The 22357-nt window shown below is 59.6% G+C and carries 19 protein-coding genes; 10 read left to right on the forward strand and 9 right to left on the reverse strand.

The window, feature by feature from the left end:
• Positions 1-317: 317 nt before the first annotated feature.
• On the reverse strand, positions 318-986 hold the full coding sequence (locus ACIQVE_RS25310) for a DsbA family protein (protein WP_402813696.1): 669 nt from the start codon (positions 984-986) through the stop codon (positions 318-320).
• Positions 987-1241: 255 nt separating this feature from the next.
• On the opposite strand from ACIQVE_RS25310, the gene ACIQVE_RS25315 reads away from it, so the two are divergent.
• Positions 1242-3335, forward strand: coding sequence for a TonB-dependent receptor (locus ACIQVE_RS25315; RefSeq protein WP_402813699.1), 2094 nt, complete (start codon positions 1242-1244; stop codon positions 3333-3335).
• Positions 3336-3523: 188 nt separating this feature from the next.
• On the opposite strand, the gene ACIQVE_RS25320 is transcribed toward ACIQVE_RS25315, so the two are convergent.
• From ACIQVE_RS25320 to ACIQVE_RS25335, 4 genes are all read right to left on the reverse strand, one after another.
• Entirely contained in the window at positions 3524-3736 is a 213-nt protein-coding gene (locus tag ACIQVE_RS25320) for a hypothetical protein (RefSeq protein ID WP_402813702.1), read from the reverse strand.
• A gap of 245 nt (positions 3737-3981) precedes the next feature.
• Positions 3982-5088 (reverse strand): agmatine deiminase, encoded by a 1107-nt coding sequence (gene aguA, locus ACIQVE_RS25325; RefSeq protein ID WP_402813704.1) that lies wholly within the window; start codon positions 5086-5088, stop codon positions 3982-3984.
• A gap of 5 nt (positions 5089-5093) precedes the next feature.
• The gene (gene aguB / locus ACIQVE_RS25330; RefSeq protein WP_402813707.1) at positions 5094-5972 is read right to left on the reverse strand and encodes an N-carbamoylputrescine amidase; all 879 of its coding nucleotides are present in this window, start codon (positions 5970-5972) and stop codon (positions 5094-5096) included.
• A gap of 306 nt (positions 5973-6278) precedes the next feature.
• Entirely contained in the window at positions 6279-9191 is a 2913-nt protein-coding gene (locus ACIQVE_RS25335) for an aminotransferase (protein WP_402813710.1), read from the reverse strand.
• 147 nt (positions 9192-9338) lie between these two features.
• On the opposite strand from ACIQVE_RS25335, the gene rfbC reads away from it, so the two are divergent.
• Genes rfbC through ACIQVE_RS25355 form a run of 4 tightly spaced genes read left to right on the forward strand, consistent with a single transcriptional unit; the run spans position 9339 to position 13569 of the window.
• The gene (gene rfbC / locus ACIQVE_RS25340; protein ID WP_402813713.1) at positions 9339-9887 is read left to right on the forward strand and encodes a dTDP-4-dehydrorhamnose 3,5-epimerase; all 549 of its coding nucleotides are present in this window, start codon (positions 9339-9341) and stop codon (positions 9885-9887) included.
• A 42-nt stretch (positions 9888-9929) separates the two neighbouring features.
• Positions 9930-11738, forward strand: a complete 1809-nt coding sequence (locus ACIQVE_RS25345; protein WP_402813716.1) for an ATP-binding protein — start codon at positions 9930-9932, stop codon at positions 11736-11738.
• Positions 11735-13117: a sigma-54-dependent transcriptional regulator gene (locus ACIQVE_RS25350; RefSeq protein WP_402813719.1), complete on the forward strand. Its 1383-nt coding sequence runs from the start codon at positions 11735-11737 to the stop codon at positions 13115-13117. Before ACIQVE_RS25345 ends, ACIQVE_RS25350 begins: the two co-directional genes overlap by 4 nt.
• On the forward strand, positions 13114-13569 hold the full coding sequence (locus ACIQVE_RS25355) for a thioesterase domain-containing protein (RefSeq protein ID WP_402813722.1): 456 nt from the start codon (positions 13114-13116) through the stop codon (positions 13567-13569). Before ACIQVE_RS25350 ends, ACIQVE_RS25355 begins: the two co-directional genes overlap by 4 nt.
• A gap of 205 nt (positions 13570-13774) precedes the next feature.
• Here the strand turns inward: ACIQVE_RS25355 and cysQ are convergent, their stop codons facing one another.
• Entirely contained in the window at positions 13775-14602 is an 828-nt protein-coding gene (cysQ, locus tag ACIQVE_RS25360; protein ID WP_402813725.1) for a 3'(2'),5'-bisphosphate nucleotidase CysQ, read from the reverse strand.
• Between the two features lie 11 nt (positions 14603-14613).
• Entirely contained in the window at positions 14614-15180 is a 567-nt protein-coding gene (gene nudE / locus ACIQVE_RS25365) for an ADP compounds hydrolase NudE (RefSeq protein ID WP_402813728.1), read from the reverse strand.
• Positions 15181-15268: 88 nt separating this feature from the next.
• On the opposite strand from nudE, the gene yrfG reads away from it, so the two are divergent.
• Positions 15269-15931, forward strand: coding sequence for a GMP/IMP nucleotidase (gene yrfG, locus ACIQVE_RS25370; RefSeq protein ID WP_402813730.1), 663 nt, complete (start codon positions 15269-15271; stop codon positions 15929-15931).
• A gap of 127 nt (positions 15932-16058) precedes the next feature.
• On the opposite strand, the gene lysM is transcribed toward yrfG, so the two are convergent.
• Entirely contained in the window at positions 16059-16499 is a 441-nt protein-coding gene (lysM, locus tag ACIQVE_RS25375; RefSeq protein ID WP_402813733.1) for a peptidoglycan-binding protein LysM, read from the reverse strand.
• Between the two features lie 139 nt (positions 16500-16638).
• Between lysM and ACIQVE_RS25380 the strand changes: the two genes are divergently transcribed.
• The 4 genes from ACIQVE_RS25380 to ACIQVE_RS25395 all read left to right on the forward strand — a co-directional run bounded on the left by ACIQVE_RS25380 (position 16639) and on the right by ACIQVE_RS25395 (position 21614).
• The gene (locus tag ACIQVE_RS25380) at positions 16639-17526 is read left to right on the forward strand and encodes a LysR substrate-binding domain-containing protein (protein ID WP_402813735.1); all 888 of its coding nucleotides are present in this window, start codon (positions 16639-16641) and stop codon (positions 17524-17526) included.
• A 92-nt stretch (positions 17527-17618) separates the two neighbouring features.
• Positions 17619-18458, forward strand: a complete 840-nt coding sequence (fdhD, locus tag ACIQVE_RS25385; protein WP_402813737.1) for a formate dehydrogenase accessory sulfurtransferase FdhD — start codon at positions 17619-17621, stop codon at positions 18456-18458.
• Positions 18455-20803, forward strand: coding sequence for an FdhF/YdeP family oxidoreductase (locus ACIQVE_RS25390; protein ID WP_402813740.1), 2349 nt, complete (start codon positions 18455-18457; stop codon positions 20801-20803). The genes fdhD and ACIQVE_RS25390 overlap by 4 nt, the downstream gene beginning before the upstream one ends.
• A 328-nt stretch (positions 20804-21131) precedes the next feature.
• Positions 21132-21614: a glycine zipper domain-containing protein gene (locus tag ACIQVE_RS25395; protein ID WP_200614135.1), complete on the forward strand. Its 483-nt coding sequence runs from the start codon at positions 21132-21134 to the stop codon at positions 21612-21614.
• A gap of 100 nt (positions 21615-21714) precedes the next feature.
• Here the strand turns inward: ACIQVE_RS25395 and ACIQVE_RS25400 are convergent, their stop codons facing one another.
• The gene (locus ACIQVE_RS25400; RefSeq protein WP_402813743.1) at positions 21715-22140 is read right to left on the reverse strand and encodes an acyl-CoA thioesterase; all 426 of its coding nucleotides are present in this window, start codon (positions 22138-22140) and stop codon (positions 21715-21717) included.
• Positions 22141-22357 lie beyond the last annotated feature (217 nt).

A 22357-nucleotide genomic window follows, 5' to 3' on the forward strand; every position in this document is an offset into this window, starting at 1 on the left:
AGCGTGTAATCTCTCTGACTGCGTCTTCCGCCCGTATCCATTGCGCCCTCCTGATAAAAAGCCAGAAGGTGTAAACCTTATTCAGGACGCGACACCCGAAACAAAAAGGCCCGCCCACGACAAAGTCGTAGCGGGCCTTCTTATTATTTTTGAGTCATGGCGGTTGGCCACAGGCGTTGGGCCGAATCGTAGCCGCGCCCTTAACATTGTGTCAATTTCAAGAATCGTCTTTAAATAGGCGAAAATCGTCTAAGAAACGTAAATTTCCAGCTGACTCCTTGCACGGAAATGCGCTAAATCAGTGAATCCAGCGCGTATCAAGCACAACCGTCGAGACTACAAAGCGCGGAAGACTCACCAGTACCATCGCCGCCAATCGCCTGCCCCAACCAATCGGCAAAGGCCTGCGGCTTGCCCAGCCAGGGACTGATATCGATCAGTGTGAACTGGCCGTCCTGTTCCAACGCGAGCGTCGGGAATCCCTGCCCACCGAGCTTTGCCAGCAGAGCGCGACTGGCTTTTATATGTTGCTCGGTATCCACGGATTTAAACGCAACCTGAAAGATTTCTCCGACATAGCCCATCTGTACGGCGAGTGCCAAGAGTACCGATTCATCGGCAATTCGCCGCCCTTCCACGTAATGCGCCGTCTGCAAACGCCCGAGCATTTCCAGACCATGGCCGTCGGTCGCCTCTGCAGCCAAAACGGCAGCGATCGGTGGCGTCGAATCAAAGACAGCCGTGTGATCACGCAGCAAACCTTCGAAATACGCCTCGCCAAACGGCTGCCCGGTGTCTTCGGCAATGCGCCGATCATGTGGCATGACGTAATTGCGCAACTGCGGCGAAACACTCTGGCGGCTGGCGCCGCTCATCATTCCACCCGCATGAGCGTTCACCGGCAACACCTGCTGCGCGGCTTGCACCAATGGTTTAGCGCCATAGCACCAGCCACACAATGGGTCGTAAATATAGTGAAGGACCATCAGAAAACTCCGGCGTAGAAGTGGGAAAAATCGATGCCGGCAGACTAGTCCCTAGACCAATGCGGAAAAACGCCGTAATGGCTCTCAGACTGTTTCGTGAATCGGGCGAATTGTCCAAGAGGTCAACTTGTATCAAGTTCGACACAAATTGAAACAATCAGACAAGGGTACTTCTCAGGAATAATTAACGGAAGTAAATGCAAAGCATTACCATTCGCGCACTTGATTCTTCCAACCTTTCGGATGCGCTTTTCAATGCCTGCCCCGTTCCGTCTTACGCCCGTCACCCTTGGGCTTTCTGCTTTTCTGTCCAGCGGTTTTGCCTACTGCGCGACCGAATTACCCGCCACCGCCATCAGCGCTGAAGCGCAAGCCGATGATCCGCGCGTAAAGGTCAGCAACACCGCCACCCGCACCTCGACCCCGGTGCGTTATGTGCCGCAGGCCATTGATTCGATCAAAACGTCGAACGTCGCCAACTACGGCACCAACGACATCGGCGATGCCCTGAGTGGCATGCCCAACGTCAGCAGCAGCGCTGACACCCGCTTCGACAGTTTGCGTATCCGCGGTTTCGACGCCAGCAACGACTTCTATCTGGACGGTATTCGTGACGACAGCCAATACAAGCGCGACTTGCACAACATCGAACGCGTCGAAGTGCTCAAAGGCCCGGCGGCTGTCTTGTACGGCCGTGGCAGTCAGGGCGGGATCGTCAACCGCGTGAGCAAAGCGCCTGAGGCCGGCCGCCGCTCGACCATCGAAGCACAGGGTGGCAGCGAAGACTTGCGTAGCCTGTACGCTGACCTCAGCACCGACCCGAGCGACAACATCAGCCTGCGCCTGAACATGGGCAACATGGATGAAAACAGCTTTCGTGATGGCGTCAGCGGTAACCGCCAACTGTTCGCACCGTCGATGAGCTGGCAACTGACGCCCGATCTGAACTGGCTGGTGCAATACGAATACAGCCGCTACAACCGCACACCCGATCGCGGCATTCCGGGAGTGAACGGGCGCCCAGCTGATGTTGGCCGCGATACGACTTACGGCAACGATCACGACTTCATCGACGACAAGTCGCAATCGCTTCGCTCCAAACTCACTTACGAAATCAACGACAACTGGCAACTGCGCCAGACCCTCGGCGTGTTCAAGCTCGACAGCGATTTCGACAACACCTACCTCACCGGTTACACGCCCGCGACTAACAAGGTCACGCGCCAGCATTGGCAGCAGGATCTGACCACCCGCAACGTCTACAACAACGTTGAGCTTGAAGGTGGTTTCGATACGTTTGGCCTTGAGCATCGTTTGCTGACCGGTATCGAAATCGGCAGCCAGCGTCGCGATCCGACGCTGTACAACGCCGCCACCGGCAGAACGCCAGGCGCGCAGCCAGGCCCGGCGCTTGACCTGTTCAACCCGAACCGCGATCTGCGCCACACCGGCGCCATGCAGATCTCCAGCAGCAGCCATACCGAAGTCGAGAGCCGCGCGGTCTACGTGCAGGATCAACTGCGTCTGAACGATCAATGGCAACTGCTCGGCGGTCTGCGCTACGACACCTTTGATATCGAGTCGACCAACAAGCTGCGCAACATTTCCGAAGATCGCGACAGCCACAGCACCAGCCCGCGCGTGGGCCTGGTCTGGACGCCGCTGCAGAATCACTCCTTCTACGCGTCGTGGTCGAAGACCTTCTCGCCAGTGGGTGGTGGTCTGATCGGCATCACGCCGGGAGCGGCCGGCAACACCAACGACCTGAGCCCCGAGCTGACCAAGCAGAAAGAAATCGGTGTGAAGAGTGACTGGCTCGATGATCGCCTCAGCACAACTTTGGCGATTTATGACCTGGAGCTCTACAACCGTCGCACCACCGATCCCAATGATCCGACCCTGACCATCATGACCGGTCTGCAACGCTCACGCGGGATCGAACTGACCGCCACCGGCAACATCGTTGGCAACTGGTACGTGCGCGGTGGCGTCGGTATGCAGGATGCGAAGATAGAGAAGGACAACAACGGTCTGGAAGGCAAACGCATCAACAACGTCGCCAAGCACAATGGCAGTCTGTTCCTGACCTGGAAACCGGAAATGGGCTGGTACGGCGAAACCGGCCTGACCCTGGTCGGCCAGCGTTATGCCGATAACGCCAACACCACCGTACTGCCGGGCTATGGCCGCTGGGATGCGCTGGTCGGTTATCGCTTCAAGGACTGGGATTTGCGTACGGCGCTGAACAACATCACTGATCGCGAGTATTACGCGTCGGCGACAAGTGCTGCGCAGATCATGCCGGGGGCGCCGCGTAGCGTGGTGATGACGGGTACCTATAGTTTCTAATCATCGTAAACCCTGTGGGAGCGAGCTTGCTCGCGAAGGCGGACAGGCATTCAAAGCAGTTGTTGACTGACCCACCGCTTTCGCGAGCAAGCTCGCTCCCACAGGTTCAGTGTTCACAATGGATTTCCAACACGCATAAAAAAGCGCCGCCATCCCGGCAGCGCTTTTACCAATCCCTGTTGTTTTTCTTATCCTTGCATCACAGCCCACAACGCTTCCAGTTCGGCCTCGCTGAACAGGTCAGCGGGGTAGCGCTCGATCATCATCCGGCGCGGATCAGGTTGTCTGATCTGACGCGTTCCATTGGACTTCAAAAAGTGCGCGACCATCTGGAGCGATTCGCCGTTTACGGCCATGGGATGCAACATTCGCTCGCTGACTACGTTCACTTCGACGTTCATTTCGGCGCTCTCTCCCCGGTCATGAGCGGCTAAGGTATCCAAGGTTTATGACAGAACTGTTGAAGCTCTCCTCCCTCCTTAGTGCACCGGGGTAAATACAAGAGCTGTGCCAAGGTTTCCGATTTGTCGACAAGCGGATACAAAGAAGCCCGCAGTCCTGTCGGGCTGCGGGCGTCTGTACGTACATAGCGAACTAATCATTGCTTGGCTGATTTATTAATCAGCTCAAGCTGTTACGACTCAACTCACTCTTTGTGCGGCGCTGGCTGCTGTTGGGTAAGGCAGTGAATATTGCCGCCACCCAGTAACAGTTCGCGGCCCGGCACCATGACCACTTCGTGCTGCGGGAACAGGTTCTGCAGAATTTCCCGGGCCGGGGCATCCATTGGATCGTCGAAGCTCGGCGCGATGATGCCGCCGTTGACGATCAGGAAGTTCACGTAGGAACCGGCCAGGCGCACGCTCGGATTACGCTCCTGCGAGCCATCCACCGGATCGACGCCAGCGCACTCTTCTTCGGTCGCATACAGCGGCCCCGGAATCGGCATTTTGTGCACTGTGAATGAGCGGCCCTTGGCATCGGTGCTGCTTTGCAGCACTTTCATTGCCGCCTGGCAGCGCGGGTAGTTCGGATCTTGCGGATCATCGGTCCACGCCAGCAGCACTTCGCCCGGACGCACGTAGCAGCAGAAGTTATCCACATGGCCGTCGGTTTCGTCGTTGAACAAACCGTCCGGCAGCCAGATGATTTTATCCACAGCCAGATTGTCGCTCAGCACCGCTTCGATCTCTTCGCGACCCAGGTGCGGATTGCGATTGCGGTTGAGCAGGCATTCTTCGGTGGTAATCAAGGTGCCTTCGCCGTCGACGTGAATCGAACCGCCTTCAAGCACAAAACCTTCGGTGCGATAGCGCGGGCTGCGCTCGATCTCGAGGATCTTGCCGCCGACCTGCGAATCGCGATTCCACGGCGCGTACAGGCCACCGTCGAACCCGCCCCAGGCGTTGAAATCCCAGTTCACACCGCGCACTTCGCCGCTGTTATTGATGACGAACGTCGGGCCGCTGTCGCGTACCCAGGCGTCATCGCTGGACATCTCGACCACGCGGATATTCGGTACGTCGAGCCGCGCGCGAGCGTTTTCGTACTGGCCAGCGGACACGGCAACGGTCACCGGCTCGAAACGGGCGATGGCTTTGGCCACTGCAACGTGTGCGGCCTGCGCCGGTTTGCCGCCCAGACGCCAGTTGTCGGGGCGCTCCGGCCAGATCATCCAGGTCTGCGTTTGTGGCGCCCACTCGGCCGGCATGTAGAAGCCGTCGGCGCGTGGGGTACTTTTCAATGTGGTCATCAGGATCAGGACTCCAGGGAACCGTCGAGGGTTTTCAACGCGCCGTACAGATTTGGCCGGCGGTCACGGAATGAACCCCACGCGCTGCGAATATGTTCCAGCTCGTCGAGGTTGAAAGTGTGCACAAGAATACCTTCTTCGGTTTTATTCAGCTCCTGCACTTTTTCGCCGAACTGGTCGGCGATGAACGATGAACCGTAGAAGGTGATGTCGTAGCCGTCCTGTTCTTCGTTGCCGATGCGGTTGCTGGCGATCAATGGCATCAAGTTGGCGCCAGCATGCCCCTGCTGCACGCGCTGCCAGTGATCGCGCGACGAAATGCTCTTGTCGTGCGGCTCGCTGCCGATGGCGGTCGGGTAGAACAGAATTTCCGCACCTTGCAGGGCCATGCTGCGCGCTGCTTCCGGAAACCACTGATCCCAGCAGATGCCCACGCCGATCTTCGCGTAACGGGTGTTCCACACTTTGAAGCCAGTATCGCCCGGGTTGAAGTAGTACTTCTCGTGGTAGCCCGGGCCGTCCGGGATGTGGCTTTTACGATAAATCCCGAGGTTGCTGCCATCGGCATCGATGATCGCGATGCTGTTGAACCGCGCACGCCCGGCCAGCTCGTAGAAGCTGATCGGCAACACCACTTGCAGTTCTTTGGCGATTTTCTGGAAATGCTTGATTGCGACGTTTTCTTCAACCGTCGTGGCCAGTTGCAGATAGTCCGGGTTGGGCTTCTGGCAGAAATACGGCGCTTCGAACAATTCCTGGATCAGGATGATCTGCGCGCCTTTGGCAGCGGCTTCGCGCACCAGTCTTTCGGCAGTTTCGAGGTTGGCTTCCAGATCCCACGAACAGGCCATCTGAGTGGCGGCGACGGTAACGATACGGCTCATTAATTATCTCCGGGCAAGTGCTTTGACGGTCGAGGATTCGACCGAAGAGAAAAAACGCGCGCACCGGACAGCCATCGCCATGCCGGAGCAATGGCGACTTTATATCCGATAAATATCGACTTTAAAAGCTCGTTAAATACATTTTGTCTAAAAAAACCGATCTAATACCGATACAAATCGAATTAACAATGCACAGATAATGTGGGAGCGAGCTTGCTCGCGAAAGCGTCGTGCCAGCCGAATTAGATGTCGACTGCCACACCGCTTTCGCGAGCAAGCTCGCTCCCACAAGGAAAATCACTGGGATTACAAGCCTTCGGTGAGCACTCGATCAAGCATATCGACGAAGAAATCCACACTCTGACGCGAGGTCACCATCGGCGGTTTGATCTTGAGAATGTTCAGGTCATCGCCGGTGGGCTGCATGAAAATCCCCAGCTCGCGCAGACGATCACAGAGCAACGTGGTCTCTTCAGTCGCGGGCTCCAGCGTCTCGCGATTACGGATCAGCTCCACGCCCAGATAGAAACCGGACCCGTGCACTGCACCGACCAGCGGATGTTTATCGATCAACGCTTCAAGCCTCGTCTTGAAGTGGCCACCGACCACTTGAGCGTTTTCCCAGAGCTTTTCTTCTTCCATCACATCCAGCACGGCCATGCCGATCTGGCAGCTCACCGGACTGCCGCCGGCCGACGAGAAGAAGTAACCCTCGGCTTCCAGCGCCTCGGCGATTTCCCGGCGGGTGATTACCGCACCCAGTGGCTGACCGTTGCCCATGCCTTTGGCCATGGTAATGATGTCCGGCACCACGCCCTGCTCCTCGACACCCCAGAAGAAATGGCCCATGCGCCCGTATCCGACCTGCACTTCGTCGGCAATGCAAACACCGCCCTGCGCGCGGACCAGCGCATACACCTGCTGCAAGTAACCCGGTGGGAGCGAGATGCCACCGGCGTTGCCATACACCGGCTCGCAGATGAACCCGGCCAATTGGCGTTTCTGTTCGGCGATTTTTTCCAGATGGTGTTCCACGCTGCGCACGTAGTCCGGCGCCGAATCGAGGCCGCGGAACTCGCCACGATAGGTGTTCGGCGCGGGCACCGGATGTACCCAGTCCGGACGGCTTTCGAGGGCTTTCGGGTTGTCGGCGATCGAGGTTGACACCGCATCGGCGCCGATGGTCCAGCCGTGATAGGCCTCAAGCACGCTGATCATGTCTCGACCGCCGCTGTAGGCCCACGCCAGACGAATCGCCAAATCATTGGCCTCACTGCCGCTGTTGACCAGAAACACCCGATCCATGCCCTCCGGCGCCAGCTTCAGCAAGCGCTCGGAAAATTCGGCCACCGCCGCATAGTTGAACCGCGAGTTGGTGTTGAGCAGCGACCACTGACGGGCCGCGACCGCTGCCATGCGCGGATGGCCGTGACCGAGCACCGCCACGTTGTTGAGCATGTCGAGGTAGGAACGGCCCTGCATGTCGATCAGGTGATTGCGCCAGCCGCGTTCGATGCGTGGCGGATCGACGTAATAATGTTTTTGCGTGCGGGCGAAACTGGCATCGCGGCGTTCGAGCAACGTTTGCGAATCCAGCTCCGGCTCGGCATCGCAGGCCAATCCCAGCAAGGCTGCCGGCGACGGGCACAACGCCTGCCACGCCGGCGCATGGGACGGCGTGCAGAACAGCGGCGCATCCAGTTGCGCGCCGCGGATCAGTTGCACGATCAAGGGTGCGCTGACTGAACCCAGCACCTGACCTTTGACCAGTGCCGCGCCACCTCGCAGCGATGGCGTCACACCCCACAGACGAACGCTAAGCTGCGGGCCGTCCAGTTGCAGTGCCCCGTCTGCCTTTTGATGCAACACGCCGGCAAACGGCGCCTCCACCGCAGTGCCATTCGGCACGCGCAACTCGACGTGCAGCGGGAAGGTATCCGGTTCATCAGCGCTGTCCGGCCGGGTGCGCGACAAACGGTACTGACCATAGCGGCTCGCCGCCAAAACATGGGCGACCGCCGCTTCGTTCAGCAGGCGTTGATCGATGCCGTCGTGCTCCCAGTTGCCTGCCTCGAAATGCGGGCTGAGCACGCCGAGATCAATCAACGCAAATTCGCGCCCGACCAGCTCTGGCAACAAAGGTGCGAAACTTTCGCTGTTGATTGCCGACAATGTCTGCCCCACCGCATTGAGAATCGCCGCCTCCATCAACGCCAACGGCACTGATGTTGCGACGCGGAAAATCTCCCACTCGTGGCTGAGGTTGTCACGGCTGTAGGTGTTATCCGGATCGATACTGACTTGTTGCTCGCCACTGAGCACCAGCACCGCCGCACGGGCGACGATCAGCGACCATAACGCTTGCAGTTCTTCATGTTGCAGCGGATTGACCGCGTGATAGGCCTGAACCGCCGGCAGAATCACAAACGGATCGCCACCGGCATGGTGCAGCAACGCCGCGCAGGTCACCGACAGATCGGTGATACGCCAGGTGCGCACCAAATCGCCGAAATCGATGACACCCTGCACTTGCCAGTGGCGCTGAGCGTCGCGCTGCCAGACCACGTTGTCATCGGTGATGTCCATGTGGATCGCCTGCACCGGCAGTTGGCCCAGCAACGGCTGCAAACGGCGCTCGGCCTGTTCGGCGACGGCGGCGATCAACGTGCGTTGCTGCTCGTCCTCGATCACCGGCAGCAAATGAGCGATCAAGGCGCTGGCGTGGCGCGCGTCCCACTGCAACGTTCGCTCCAGACCCGCATGGTCGAACCCGGCCAAGGCCAGGTCCATCTCGCCGCAGAGCCGGCCAAATCCGGCGACCACTGCATGGCCCAAGTGATCGAGGTGCGTCAGCGACTGGCCTTCGATGTAATCCAGCAGCCGCACATGGACGGCCTCACCGTCGACCTCAAGCGACAGCAAATCCTGACCGTTATTGGCCGCGATCACCCGTGGCACCTGTACATCAGAATGCTCGGCCAGATACTTGAGGCCGGCGTGTTGGGCCTGCAATTCCACCAGGGCGTAATCGCCCCGGCAGATTTTCAGCACAAACCGCCCGCGTGCACTGTCAACGCGGTAGTTGAGATCCTGCTGGCTGCCGAGGGCTTGCAACGTGCCACTGAGCCCGTAATGTTCGGCCAGCCATTGCAGGGCCTGCGCCTCGCTGACTTGCGGACTGGGCAGACTGGCGCGATGAATCAACGTGGCGAGCGACATGAAACGACCCCTGAAATTTTATTAGGCGCTTATATCGCCATTGCTCCAGAGGATACGCAACCCTTTATCGTGGTTATTCGAGCACTCGCATCCGGCAGCACTTTGCGCAAGAATGTCGGCCATTCACCCCTACCACTGGAAATCCTTATGAATGTCATCACCACCGACTTACCCGGTGTTCTGATCATCGAACCGAAGGTGTTCGGTGACGAGCGCGGTTTCTTCTACGAGAGCTTCAACGCCAAGGCCTTCCAGGATGCAACCGGCCTGGATACTCAATTTGTCCAGGACAACCACTCGCGCTCGCAAAAAGGCGTGCTGCGTGGTCTGCATTACCAACTGGAAAACACCCAGGGCAAACTGGTCCGCGTGACTGTCGGTGAAGTGCTCGATGTGGCCGTGGATATCCGCCGCAGCTCGCCGAACTTCGGCAAATGGGTGGCCGTGCGCCTCTCGGCCGATAATCATCGTCAACTGTGGGTACCGGAAGGTTTCGCCCATGGTTTTGTGGTGCTGAGCGAGTTCGCCGAGTTCCTCTACAAGACTACTGATTACTACACGCCTTCGGCCGAGCGCAGCATTCGCTGGAACGATCCGGATCTGGGTATCGACTGGCAACTGGCCGGTGAGGCACCGAAGTTGTCTGCCAAGGATGAAGCTGCATCGCTCCTCAAGGACGCTGACGTCTTCGCCTGAGCCTAGGCATAATGCGCCTGTCACCCCAGGCGCATCCTGCATATGAAACCACCTCTCCCCCGCAGACCTCGCTGGCGCAGCCTCGCCCTGCTGGCATTGTGTCTGGCGCCGCTGCTGTGGCCGCTGGAACATCTGGCCGAGCGCTATTACCGCAGCGAACTGGCCGGGCAGAACCGTCAGACCCTCGACTTGTACGTCGCCAACCTGCTGGGCACCCTGCACCGCTATGAAGTATTGCCGCAGATTCTCGGCGACCTGCCGGCCCTGCGCGCCGTGCTCGGGGCGCCGGACGATGGCGTCACTCAAGGCAATGCCAACCGCCTATTGAAGAACATCTCTGCCCAAACCGGTGCCGAAGTCATGTACCTGATGGACACCTCCGGGCAAACGCTCGCAGCGTCGAACTGGGACAAACACGACAGCTTCGTCGGTCGTAACTTCTCCTTTCGCCCGTACTTCAGCGAAGCCATGGCCGGGCGTCTTGGACGGTTCTTCGGTCTCGGCACCACGTCGGCCAAACGCGGTTACTTCTTCGCCGCCGCCGTGCGCAACGGTGAAAAAATCATCGGCGTACTGGTGATCAAGGTCGATCTCGACCATACCGAAAGCCTGTGGGGTAAAACCCCGGAACAACTGCTGGTGACCGACCATAACGGCGTGGTCATCCTCACGTCGCACGCGGAATGGCGCTTTCGCTCGACCCGTGTCTTGAGCGATGCCGAGCGTTCGGCGATCACCGCGATCCAGCCCTACCCGACCCGCGAGCCGCGACCGCTGAATCTCAGCCCCAACGCGTGGCTGACGCAAACCCACGACATCGCCGAAACCGGCTGGAGTGTCAGCATCCTCGCGCCGCGTACGTTGATCGACCGGCCAGTGCGCACGGTAGTCGCCATCGGCGGCGCCACGCTGTTGGTGGTGATGTTGCTGCTCGGTTTGATGATGCAACGCCGCCGTCACTATCTGGAGCGCATCGCCTTCGAAGCCAAGGCGCGGCGAGAACTGGAAGGCCGGGTCGCCGAACGAACCAGCGACCTCGAAGGCCTCAACCGTCGTCTGAAGCAGGAAGTGCTGGAGCGCGAACAGGCGCAGCAGGAATTGGTGCGCGCTCAGGACGATCTGGTACAAGCCGGCAAACTGTCGGCGCTGGGCACGATGTCGGCGAGCATCAGCCATGAACTCAATCAGCCGCTGGCGGCGATCCGCAGCTACGCTGAAAACGCCGAAGTGTTGCTCGATCATCAGCGCACCGAAGAGGCGCGCGGCAACCTCAAACTGATCAGCGAATTGACCGGGCGCATGGCCTCGATCATCGCCCATCTGCGCGCCTTCGCCCGCCGCGATCGGCACGCCCCGGAAAGCGTCGCCCTGCAACCGGCGCTGGACGATGCGCTGGCCTTGCTGGCCAAACGTCGGCGCAGCATGGAAGTCGAGTTGATCCGCGACCTGCCCGCTGCCACCCTGTGGGTCGAGGCCGGAGAAACCCGCCTGCGCCAGGTGCTCGGCAATCTGCTGGCCAACGCCCTCGATGCCCTCACCGAAAAAGGCCCGCCGCGCAAATTGTGGCTGAGTGCCGAATCCACTGCCGACGGCGTCAATCTGTACATTCGCGACAACGGTCCGGGTTTTTGTATGGAAGCCCTCGGCCGTGCCAGCGAGCCTTTCTACACGACCAAGACCCGCACTCAGGGTCTGGGTCTGGGTTTGGCGATTTGTGAAACCCTGATGCGCGCCTTCGGTGGTGAACTGTCGTTCGCCAACCACAAGCAAGGTGGCGCCTTGATAACCCTGCGGTTGCGTGCCGGCGCGCCCGGGGTCAGCCTGCAACCGTCCGAGGATCGAAGTGCATGACCATCGACAATCGCATTCAGGTGGTGTTGATCGACGACGATCCGCATCTGCGCCAGGCCCTCGGCCAGACACTGGATCTGGCTGGCCTGAAAATCCTGCCGCTGTCCGAAGCCAAGGGTTTGGCCGGACAACTGGAACGCGACTGGCCGGGTGTGGTGGTCAGTGACATCCGCATGCCGGGCATGGACGGTCTGGAATTGTTGAGCGAGTTGCACGCTCAGGATCCCGAGTTGCCGGTGCTGCTGATCACCGGCCACGGCGATGTGCCGCTGGCCGTGCAGGCGATGCGCGCCGGGGCGTATGACTTTCTCGAAAAACCCTTCGCCAGCGACGCCCTGCTCGACAGCGTGCGCCGCGCGCTGGCCCTGCGCCGCCTGGTGCTGGACAACCGCAGCCTGCGTCTGGCCCTCAGCGATCGCAACGAATTGAGCACGCGACTGGTCGGCCACTCGCCGCCAATGCTGCGCCTGCGCGAGCAGATCGGCGCGCTGGCAGCGACCAAGGCTGACGTGCTGATCCTCGGCGAAACCGGCGCCGGCAAAGAGGTTGTGGCCCGTGCGCTGCATGATCTGTCGAGCCGTCGCAACGGTCCGTTTGTGGCGATCAATGCCGGTGCACTGGCCGAATCAGTGGTGGAAAGTGAGCTGTTCGGCCATGAGCCGGGCGCGTTCACCGGTGCGCAAAAGCGCCGTATCGGCAAGTTTGAATTTGCCAACGGCGGCACCTTGTTCCTCGATGAAATCGAAAGCATGAGCATGGATGTGCAAGTGAAACTGCTGCGCATGCTGCAGGAGCGAGTCGTCGAACGCCTGGGTGGTAATCAGCTGATCCCGCTGGATATCCGCGTCATCGCCGCGACCAAGGAAGATCTGCGCCAGGCTGCCGATCAGGGGCGTTTCCGCGCCGACCTGTATTACCGCCTCAACGTCGCGCCGCTGCGCATTCCGCCGCTACGCGAACGTGGCGAAGATGCGTTGATGCTGTTCCAGTATTACGCCGATGAAGCCAGCGCCCGTCACGGTTTGCCGGCCCACGAATTGCAACCGGCCCAGCGCGCCTTGCTGCTGCGCCATACCTGGCCGGGCAACGTGCGAGAGCTGCAAAACGCGGCCGAACGCTTTGCCCTGGGCCTTGAACTGGCGCTGGATAACAGTGGCTTCGAGGGCGGCGGCGCCACGGTGCAAATCACTGGCGGCGGGCTCAGCGAGCAAGTGGAAAACTTCGAGAAATCGTTGATCGCCGCCGAACTGGCGCGCTCCCACGGCTCGGTACGCAGCCTCGCCGAAGCGCTGGGCGTTCCGCGCAAAACCCTGCACGACAAACTGCGCAAGCACGGCCTCAACTTCGGCGACAGCAGCCATGGGGATGAGAACGAATGAACCCGGACACTCACTACCTGGAGTCGGTGCTGCATCACGACATCCCTCTGACCCGGGACATGGGCCTCAAGGTGCTCGACTGGCAGGCGCAGCAGTTGAGTCTGCATTTACCGCTGGAGCCCAACGTCAATCACAAGAGCACCATGTTCGGCGGCAGTCTCTACTGCGGCGCGGTGCTGGCCGGTTGGGGCTGGTTGCATTTGCGCTTGAAGGAAGAAGGGATCACCGATGGCCACATCGTGATTCAGGAAGGGAAGATCAGTTATCCGCTGCCGGTAACGGGGGATGCGACAGCGATTTGCCCGGCGCCGGATGCGGCGGTGTGGAAGAAGTTTCTGGCGATGTATCAGCGTTATGGGCGAGCGCGGTTGGCGCTGAATACGCGGATCGTCAATGCCGGAAGTGATGAGGATGCGGTGAGGTTTACCGGGCAGTATGTTTTGCACCGCTGAAGATCAAGAGCCCCTCACCCTAACCCTCTCCCGGGGGGAGAGGGGACTGATCGTAGGATGCTGGAGAGATACGCCGACCTGACAGTCTTGCTGTGAATCCATAATCGACTCGATCTTTCAGGTCGATGTACGACGCAAAACAACTCGGTCGGCCCCCTCTCCCTCTGGGAGAGGGCTGGGGTGAGGGTTCTTCCTGGGCTGATATCTAACCGCGAGCCAGCTCCAACAACCTCGCCCGCCAAGCCGCCTTCGCAGGCAGCGCCAGAAAGAACTCATTCAGCAACGATTCCCGCGCCGGATAGCAGAACGCTTCGCCCTGCAAATCCAACACCTCACCGCCCGCCCCTTCCAACACGCCTTGGGCCGCCGCCGTGTCCCACTGCGAAGTCGGCGCCAGTCGCGGATAGCAATCCGCCGCACCTTCGGCCAACAGGCAAAACTTCAAAGAACTGCCGATATTGGCCAATTGCAGTTCACCCAGACTCGCGCTTAACCCGGCCAGCAACCGCTCCTGCTCAGGGCTGGAATGCCGACGACTGGCCACCACGGTAAACGCCTCACCTGGCCCCGGCACATCTCGCACCTGAATCGCAACAGGCGTACCGCCCTCGTCACAGCGCCAGGCACCGAGCCCGGCGCCGCCGACGTAGTAACGACCGTTGGTCGGCATCGACACCACACCAAACACCACCCGGCCGTTTTCGATCAACGCAATATTGACGGTGAATTCCTCACTGCCGCTGATGAACTCCTTGGTCCCATCCAGCGGATCCACCAGCCACCAACGCTGCCAGCCGGCGCGCACGCTTTGCGCAATATTGGCATCCTCTTCGGACAGCACCGGGATACTCGGATCCAGCCCGATCAGTCCGTCCACGATCACATGGTGCGCGGCCAGATCCGCAGCGGTCACTGGTGAATCATCGGACTTGGCGGTGACCTCTACTCCTGCGCGCCAGAACGGCAAAATCGCCTCGCCAGCCTTCAATGCCAGTGCAATCACTGGCGCCATCAACGGATTGGGAAAATTCATCGATTGCTCACTCATGGCTGAAAGGAACCGCGCTGGGTCAGCAAGTCACGGGCCAGATACAACGCCGCCAAGGCACGCCCTTCGGTGAATTGCGGATTTAACGCCAGCGCCGACAGTTCACGCAGGTTGACCTTGTCGACCCGCATCGGCTCGGGCTCGTCGCCCTCCAGATATTCTTCATAAAGATCGGTGGCCAATACCACCTGAATTTTCTGGCTCATGTAACCGGGCGACAGCGACAGCTCGGTCAGATGCTCCAGTTGCCGTGCGCCAAAACCGGCCTCTTCCTTGAGCTCACGCTCGGCCGCTGCCAGCACATCTTCGCCCGGCTCGACCAAGCCTTTGGGTAGGGACAATTCGTACTCGTCAGTGCCGCCGCAATATTCCTCGACCAACACCGCGTGCTCGGCATCAAGCATTGCCACGATCATCACCGCGCCATATCCGGCACCCTTGCCAACCAGACGCTCGTAGGTGCGTTCCACACCGTTGGAAAAACGCAGCTTGAGTTCTTCGACGCAAAACAGGCGACTGGTGGCGACGATCTCGCGGGCAAGTACGGTGGGTTTCTGGCGCATGCAAAGCTCCTTGGCGTGAACGCGCTACTATAACGCGGCTTTCCCGATTGTTTACGTCGGATATCTTTCTACCGCTCGAGACGTTGCCATGCCTTCATTACCCTGGTCCGACATCGATACCGTTCTTCTGGACATGGACGGCACGCTGCTGGATTTGCACTTCGACAACCATTTCTGGCTGGAACACCTGCCCCAGCGCTACGCCGAACTGCACGGGGTCAGCCGCGCCATGGCCGAGATGGAGTTGCAGCCGCTGTTCGAGCGCCATGCCGGCCAGTTACAGTGGTACTGCCTGGATTTCTGGAGCAGCGAGCTGAAATTGTCAGTGCGCGAATTGAAGCAGGAAACCGCACACCTGATCGCCCTGCGCCCCGACGCCGATACCTTTCTTGAAGCGATCAAACGCGCCGGCAAACGGGTGATCATGATCACCAATGCGCACCGTGATTCGCTGTCGTTGAAGCTGGAGCGGATTGAACTGGCGCCCTATTTCGAGCGATTGATCAGCTCGCATGACTACGGTTTCCCGAAGGAAAATCCGCAGTTTTGGGATGCGTTGCAGGCCGATATAGATTTTGATCCGGCGCGCAGTCTGTTTATTGATGACACCTTGCCGATTCTGCGCAGTGCGCGGGATTTTGGCGTGGCGCACCTGTTGGCCGTCAAAGAGCCGGACAGCCGCAAAGGCCCGAAGGACACAGCAGAATTTGCCGCAGTCGAAGACTACCGCGACCTCATTTCAGACTTGTAGATCCCTTGTGGCGAGGGGATTTATCCCCGATGGGTCGCGAAGCGGCCGCAAAGTTTTTGCGACTGCTGCACTGCCGAACGGAGCGGTGCGACGTTTCGCTAAATCCCCTCACCACAAGGGTTGTGTGTTACTCAGGAATACGCAGCGTCTGCCCTGGGTAGATTTTGTTCACATCTTTGAGCATCGGTTTGTTGGCATCGAAGATCTTTTGATACTTGTTGGCATCACCGTAAACGCGCTTGGAAATCGCGCTCAGCGTGTCGCCCTTTTCAACCGTGACAAACTTCGCAGCAGTCGCAACACCACCGGTCACAGTGATCTGATCATCAACACTGCCCACGCCTTCGATATTGCCGACTGCCAGCAGAATTTTCTCTTTCTCTTCCTGACTCGCCACTTCGCCAGTGACCGTGACCTTGTCGCCGTCCACCGTCGCTTGAATATTCGGATTGCCCAGCCCGACCTTGCTGATATGTTCCTTCAACTGCTCACCGGCATTGGCATTGCCCGGGGTCAGCAGATCGATCAGTTTTTCACCGGCTTCTTTCACAAAGCTAAAAAGACTCATAGCGCACACTCCTTGATTTGGGTTCCAGACGTCAAAGCCTAGACCACCAATGACAACCCCGGTTCCAAGCCGACCAATGACCCTGTCGCCCCACAAGCGTTAGAATCGCCCACCCCCGCCAACACCCTTCGGAGCGAAGATGGACATCAAGCAACTGAAATTCCTCATCGCCCTCGACGAAACACGCCATTTCGGCCAGGCCGCCGCGCGATGCCACATCACGCAACCGACACTGTCGATGCGCCTGCGCAGCCTCGAAGAAGAGCTCGACCTGCCGCTGGTCAACCGGGGGCAACGGTTCGAAGGATTTACCGCGCCGGGCGAACGCGTGCTGGCGTGGGCGCGCACCGTGTTAGCGGCGTATGACGGCTTGCAGGCGGAAGCGGCGGCGTGCCGCGGCAATCTGGTCGGTACATTGCGCTTGGGCGTGGTGCCGCTGTCGAGTTTCGATGCGTTACCGTTGATGCAGCGTCTGCACGCGCAACACCCGAATTTGCGCTTTGAATTGTCGGCGCTGAGTTCCGAACAGATCCTCGAACAACTGGCGAACAACCGCATCGATATCGGCGTGTCCTACCTTGATCGGCTGGACAGTGAGCGCTTTGAATCCCTGGCCTTCAGCGAAACCCGCATGGGGTTGCTGTATGACCAGCGTTTTTTCTCCTTCGGCGAAGCACCGTTGAGCTGGGAATCGCTGATCGAGCTGCCGCTGGGCATGCTCACCAGCGGCATGCACTTTCGCCAGTCAATCGACCATAACTTCCACAGCCGTGGCCTGACGCCACAAACGCTGCTGCAAACCGATGCCGTGCATCAATTGTTACAAGCGGTGCATGGCGGTTTCTGCTGCGCCGTCATGCCGCTGGACGGCGGACTGGAAAACCTCACCGATGACCTGCGTTTGCAGCCGATTGCCAGCGCCCAGACCCTCGCGCGACTGGGGTTCATCATGCGCCGCGGCACCCCGCGTTCAGCGCTGGCCGAGGCCTGTTTTGCGCTGTATCAAAAATCGCCAGGCGAGTCTTGATCGACGGCATCTATCGGTAGATCAACATTAGCGATTAGACGCGACAACTTGCCGCGCCTAGTCTTAACGTTGTTCAAACCGTCGGTGATGCCATGAACGCCAAGCGCCCAACCTGCGCGGCGCCTGCACTCGAAACGCCCGCGCCTGCCGCCAGCCAGACCTACAGTTACAGCGATCTACCCCTTGAGGAATCGACCAGCACCGCGCTGGCCGAGGAAGTCGCGTTGGCGATCGCCTACAACGGCATCAGCCAGGCAGTGATGCTGGTGACCCCGACAGATCTGGAAGACTTCATCGTCGGTTTCAGCCTTGGCAGCGGCATCATCGAAGACGCCAACGAGATCTATGACCTGCAACTGAGCGGCGCAGGTTCGGCGCAATACGCGCAAGTGACCATCGCCAATCGCGCGTTCTGGAATCTCAAGACCCAGCGTCGGCAATTGGCCGGCACCAGTGGCTGTGGCTTGTGCGGCGTTGAAGCCGTGGAACAGGCGCTGCCCGATCTCGAGGTGTTGGCCGGCGCACCGTTGCCGCCACTTGAATGGCTCGACGGGTTGCGCCAGCGCATCGGCGCCTTCCAGCCGCTCGGTCAGCATTGCGGCGCGGTGCACGCGGCGGTGTTCATGAATGCCAGCGGCGAATTGCTGCTCGGGCGCGAAGACATCGGCCGCCACAACGCCCTCGACAAACTGATCGGCGGGCTGATTCGCCAGAAGATATCCACAGATGGCGGGCTGGCGATTGTCACCAGCCGTTGCAGTCTCGAATTGATCCAGAAAGTTTTGCGCGCCGGCATCCAGACCCTGGTCAGCCTGTCCGCGCCTACGGGCCTTGCCGTGCAATGGGCCCGCAAGCACAACCTCAATCTCATCCACCTGCCGCAGAAAAATGCGCCGCGGGTGTATAGCCCCGCGATGGAGAATCAAGCGTGAGCCAACATCATCAAGCCGACCAGAAACCTGTCCCGCGCTACAAGCCTTACAAAGGCGCAGCCGGCGGTTGGGGTGCCCTGATCAGCGTGGCTCAGGCCTGGTTGACCAGCGACAACGCGCTGAAAAACCTGCGCATGATGCTCAAGACCAACCAGAACGGCGGCTTCGACTGCCCGGGTTGTGCGTGGGGCGATTCCCCGGAAAGCGGCATGGTCAAGTTCTGCGAGAACGGCGCCAAAGCGGTGAACTGGGAAGCGACCAAGCGCCGGGTGGATGCGAAATTCTTCGCCAAACACAGCGTCACCGCGTTGCTGGAGCAGAGCGACTACTGGCTTGAATATCAGGGTCGTCTGACCGAGCCAATGGTCTACGACGCCGAGACCGACCGTTACAAACCAATTGCCTGGGACGATGCCTACGCGCTGATCGCCAAACACCTGCAAGGTCTGTCGAGCCCGGATCAAGCCGAGTTCTACACCTCGGGTCGCGCCAGCAACGAAGCGGCGTATCTGTATCAGCTGTTCGTGCGCGCCTTCGGTACCAACAACTTTCCCGACTGCTCGAACATGTGCCACGAGGCCAGCGGCGTGGCGTTGGCGCAAAGTGTTGGCGTCGGCAAAGGCACCGTGACGTTCGATGATTTCGAACACGCCGACGCAATTTTCGTCTGGGGCCAGAACCCCGGCACCAACCATCCGCGGATGCTCGAACCCCTGCGTGAAGCGGTAAAGCGCGGCGCTCAGGTGGTGTGCGTCAACCCGCTCAAAGAGCGCGGTCTGGAGCGTTTTCAGCACCCACAACACCCGATCGAAATGCTCACCAACGGTGACAAACCAACCAACACCGCGTACTTCCGCCCGGCATTGGGCGGAGACATGGCGCTGCTGCGCGGCATGGCCAAATTCCTTCTGCAATGGGAACGCGATGCGCAGAAGGCTGGCGCGCCGGCGGTGTTCGATCACGACTTCCTCAATGCACACAGCGCCAACGTCCTGGAATACCTCGGTGTCGTCGACGACACGCCGTGGGAACAGATCGTCGAGCAATCCGGGCTTACCCTGGTCGAGATCGAACAAGCGGCGCGCATGTACGCCAAAGGCAAAAACGTGATCATGTGCTGGGCGATGGGCATCACACAGCATCGCCATTCGGTGCCGACCATTCAGGAAATCGCCAACCTGATGCTACTGCGCGGCAACATCGGCAAACCCGGCGCCGGTCTGTGCCCGGTTCGCGGTCACAGTAACGTGCAAGGCGACCGCACGATGGGCATCAACGAGCGTCCTCCGGTGGCGTTCCTTGATTCGCTCGAGCGGCGCTTCCAGTTCAAGGTGCCGCGTCACAACGGGCACAACGTGGTCGAGGCGATCCACGCCATGGCCGAGGGCCGCGCGAAGGTGTTCATTGGTCTGGGTGGCAACTTCGCCCAAGCCACGCCGGACAGCCCGCGCACGTTCGAGGCGCTGAGCAATTGCGACCTGACCGTGCAGATCAGCACCAAACTCAACCGTAGCCACCTGGCTCACGGTAAAAACGCCTTGATCCTGCCGTGCTTCGGTCGCACCGACATCGACATCCAGGCTGAAGGCCCGCAAGCGGTCACCGTGGAAGACTCGTTCAGCATGGTTCACGCCTCCAACGGTCAGTTGCAGCCGCTGTCAAACCAGATGCGCTCAGAGCCATCGATCGTCGCCGGTATCGCTGCTGCGACCCTGGGCAGCAAACCGGTGGACTGGAACTGGCTGGTGGCCGATTACGGGCGTATCCGCGAATTGATCGCGGACACCATCCCGGGCTTCAAGGAATTCAACGAAAAGATCAAAAACCCGGGTGGTTTCTACCTCGGCAACAGCGCCGGCGCGCGCAAGTGGAACACCCCGTCGGGCCGCGCCAATTTCCGCGCGAATATGCTGCCGAAGGATCTGGTCCACGAACGCACCCGCGCCACCGGGCAATTGCCGGATCTGATCCTGCAATCAATGCGCTCGCACGATCAGTACAACACCACGATTTATGGCCTCGACGACCGTTATCGCGGAGTGAAGGGCCAGCGTGATGTGCTGTTCGCCAACGAGGCCGACATTATTCGCCTAGGCTTCCGTCCGGGGCAGAAGGCTGACATCGTGTCGATCTGGGACGACGGTCGCGAGCGTCGGGTAAAAGGCTTCACGCTGTTGGCGTTTGATATTCCTGCCGGCCAGGCCGCTGCGTATTACCCGGAAGTGAACCCACTGGTGCCGCTGGAAAGCACTGGCGATGGCAGCCATACGCCGACCTCGAAGTTCATCGCCATCCGCTTGGAAGCGGCGAGTGAGAGCGGGTTGATCATGGCCAAGTCTGCTTGATACGGCGTTTGTACTGGCACCTTCGCGAGCAAGCTCGCTCCCACATTTGAAATGCATTCCAATGTGGGAGCGAGCTTGCTCGCGAAGGCGTCGGTTCAGACAATGCACTTCTAAGCTCAAGCACTTTCCCATCGCCCACAAAAAAGGCCGCTTTTTCATAAAAGCGGCCTGTCCGAAGTAGCTAAAGACCGGCGAAAATCGCTTAAGTTCCGTAGTTAAAACAGCAACTTGCACAATTGTATACAAGTCGTGCTATTCGTCGGATTTCGGTTGTCACGCTTGTTACACAGCCTCAGGATCGGCGCCGTCATCCCTTTGAGGCTTATCTATGAAGTTCTCCTCGATTCTCTTGTTGTCCCTTGGCCTGGTCAGTGGTTTTGCGTCTGCAGGCGGCACCACCGAAGCAGGTGTGGGCGGCGCATTGGGCGGGGTTCTTGGCTCGGTCGTCGGTCAGTCTTTAGGCGGCAATACAGGTTCCACCATCGGCGCAGCCTTGGGCGGCGCGGGTGGTAGCGCGGTCGGCGCAGACAAACGCAGCCGTGGCGAAGCGGCCATTGGCGGTGCGTTGGGCGCAGCCGGCGGTAACGTGGTTGGCCGCAGCATGGGCGGCACCACCGGCAGCCTGATCGGCTCCGCAGCCGGCGGTGGTGCTGGCGGCGCGCTGGGTAACTACATGGGCAACAAGAGCGACGACGATGATCGTCGCTATGATCGCCGTCACGACGACCGTCGCTACTATCGCGACGACCACCGTGGTCGCGGCCATGCCTATGGTCATCGCAAGCATCACAAGTACTCTCGCCACCGTTAATCGCTGATTGGCGGCAGGCAGATCAAAAGATCGCAGCCTGCGGCAGCTCCTACACGGATTTATGTGGGGGCTACCGTAGGCTGCGATCTTTTTTGCTTTATCAAACCACCAACCGCTCCAGCGCCTGGCGCAAGCCGGCGGGAATTGGCGTGGGCTGATTTGTCGTTCGATCCACAAACACGTGCACGAAGCGCCCCGCCGCGCACGCCTCGCTTTCGCCGACCTTGAACACCGCCAATTCATACTGCACAGAACTGTTACCCAACTTGCCGACCCGCAAACCGATCTCGATCAAGTCCGGGAACGCAATCGAGGCGAAGTAATCGCACGCCGAACTGACCACAAAACCCACCACCTCACCGTCATGGATATCCAGTCCACCGACCTGGATCAGGTAGGTGTTCACCGCCGTGTCGAAGAAGCTGTAATAGGTGACGTTGTTGACGTGGCCGTAGGCATCGTTGTCATGCCAGCGGGTGGTGATGGGCTGGAAGTGCGGATAGTCAGTGCGTTGAGGTGTGGACATGGTTGGGCTGGTTCTCCTGGATGGCACATGTGAGTCTGCTTGCCCTCACCCTAACCCTCTCCCAAAGGTAGAGGGGACTGACCGAGCTGTAATGCGTTATGCATCGACCTGAAAGATTGGCAGCGATTATGGATTCAAAAACAATTCGCCCAAGTCGATGTACCTCCCCAATATCCCCCAATTGACTCCCTCTCCCTCTGGGCGGTCCGACGTTTCG

Origin of the sequence: Pseudomonas sp. NPDC098747 (assembly GCF_044760045.1) — a bacterium.
In the GTDB taxonomy this organism is placed as follows: domain Bacteria; phylum Pseudomonadota; class Gammaproteobacteria; order Pseudomonadales; family Pseudomonadaceae; genus Aquipseudomonas.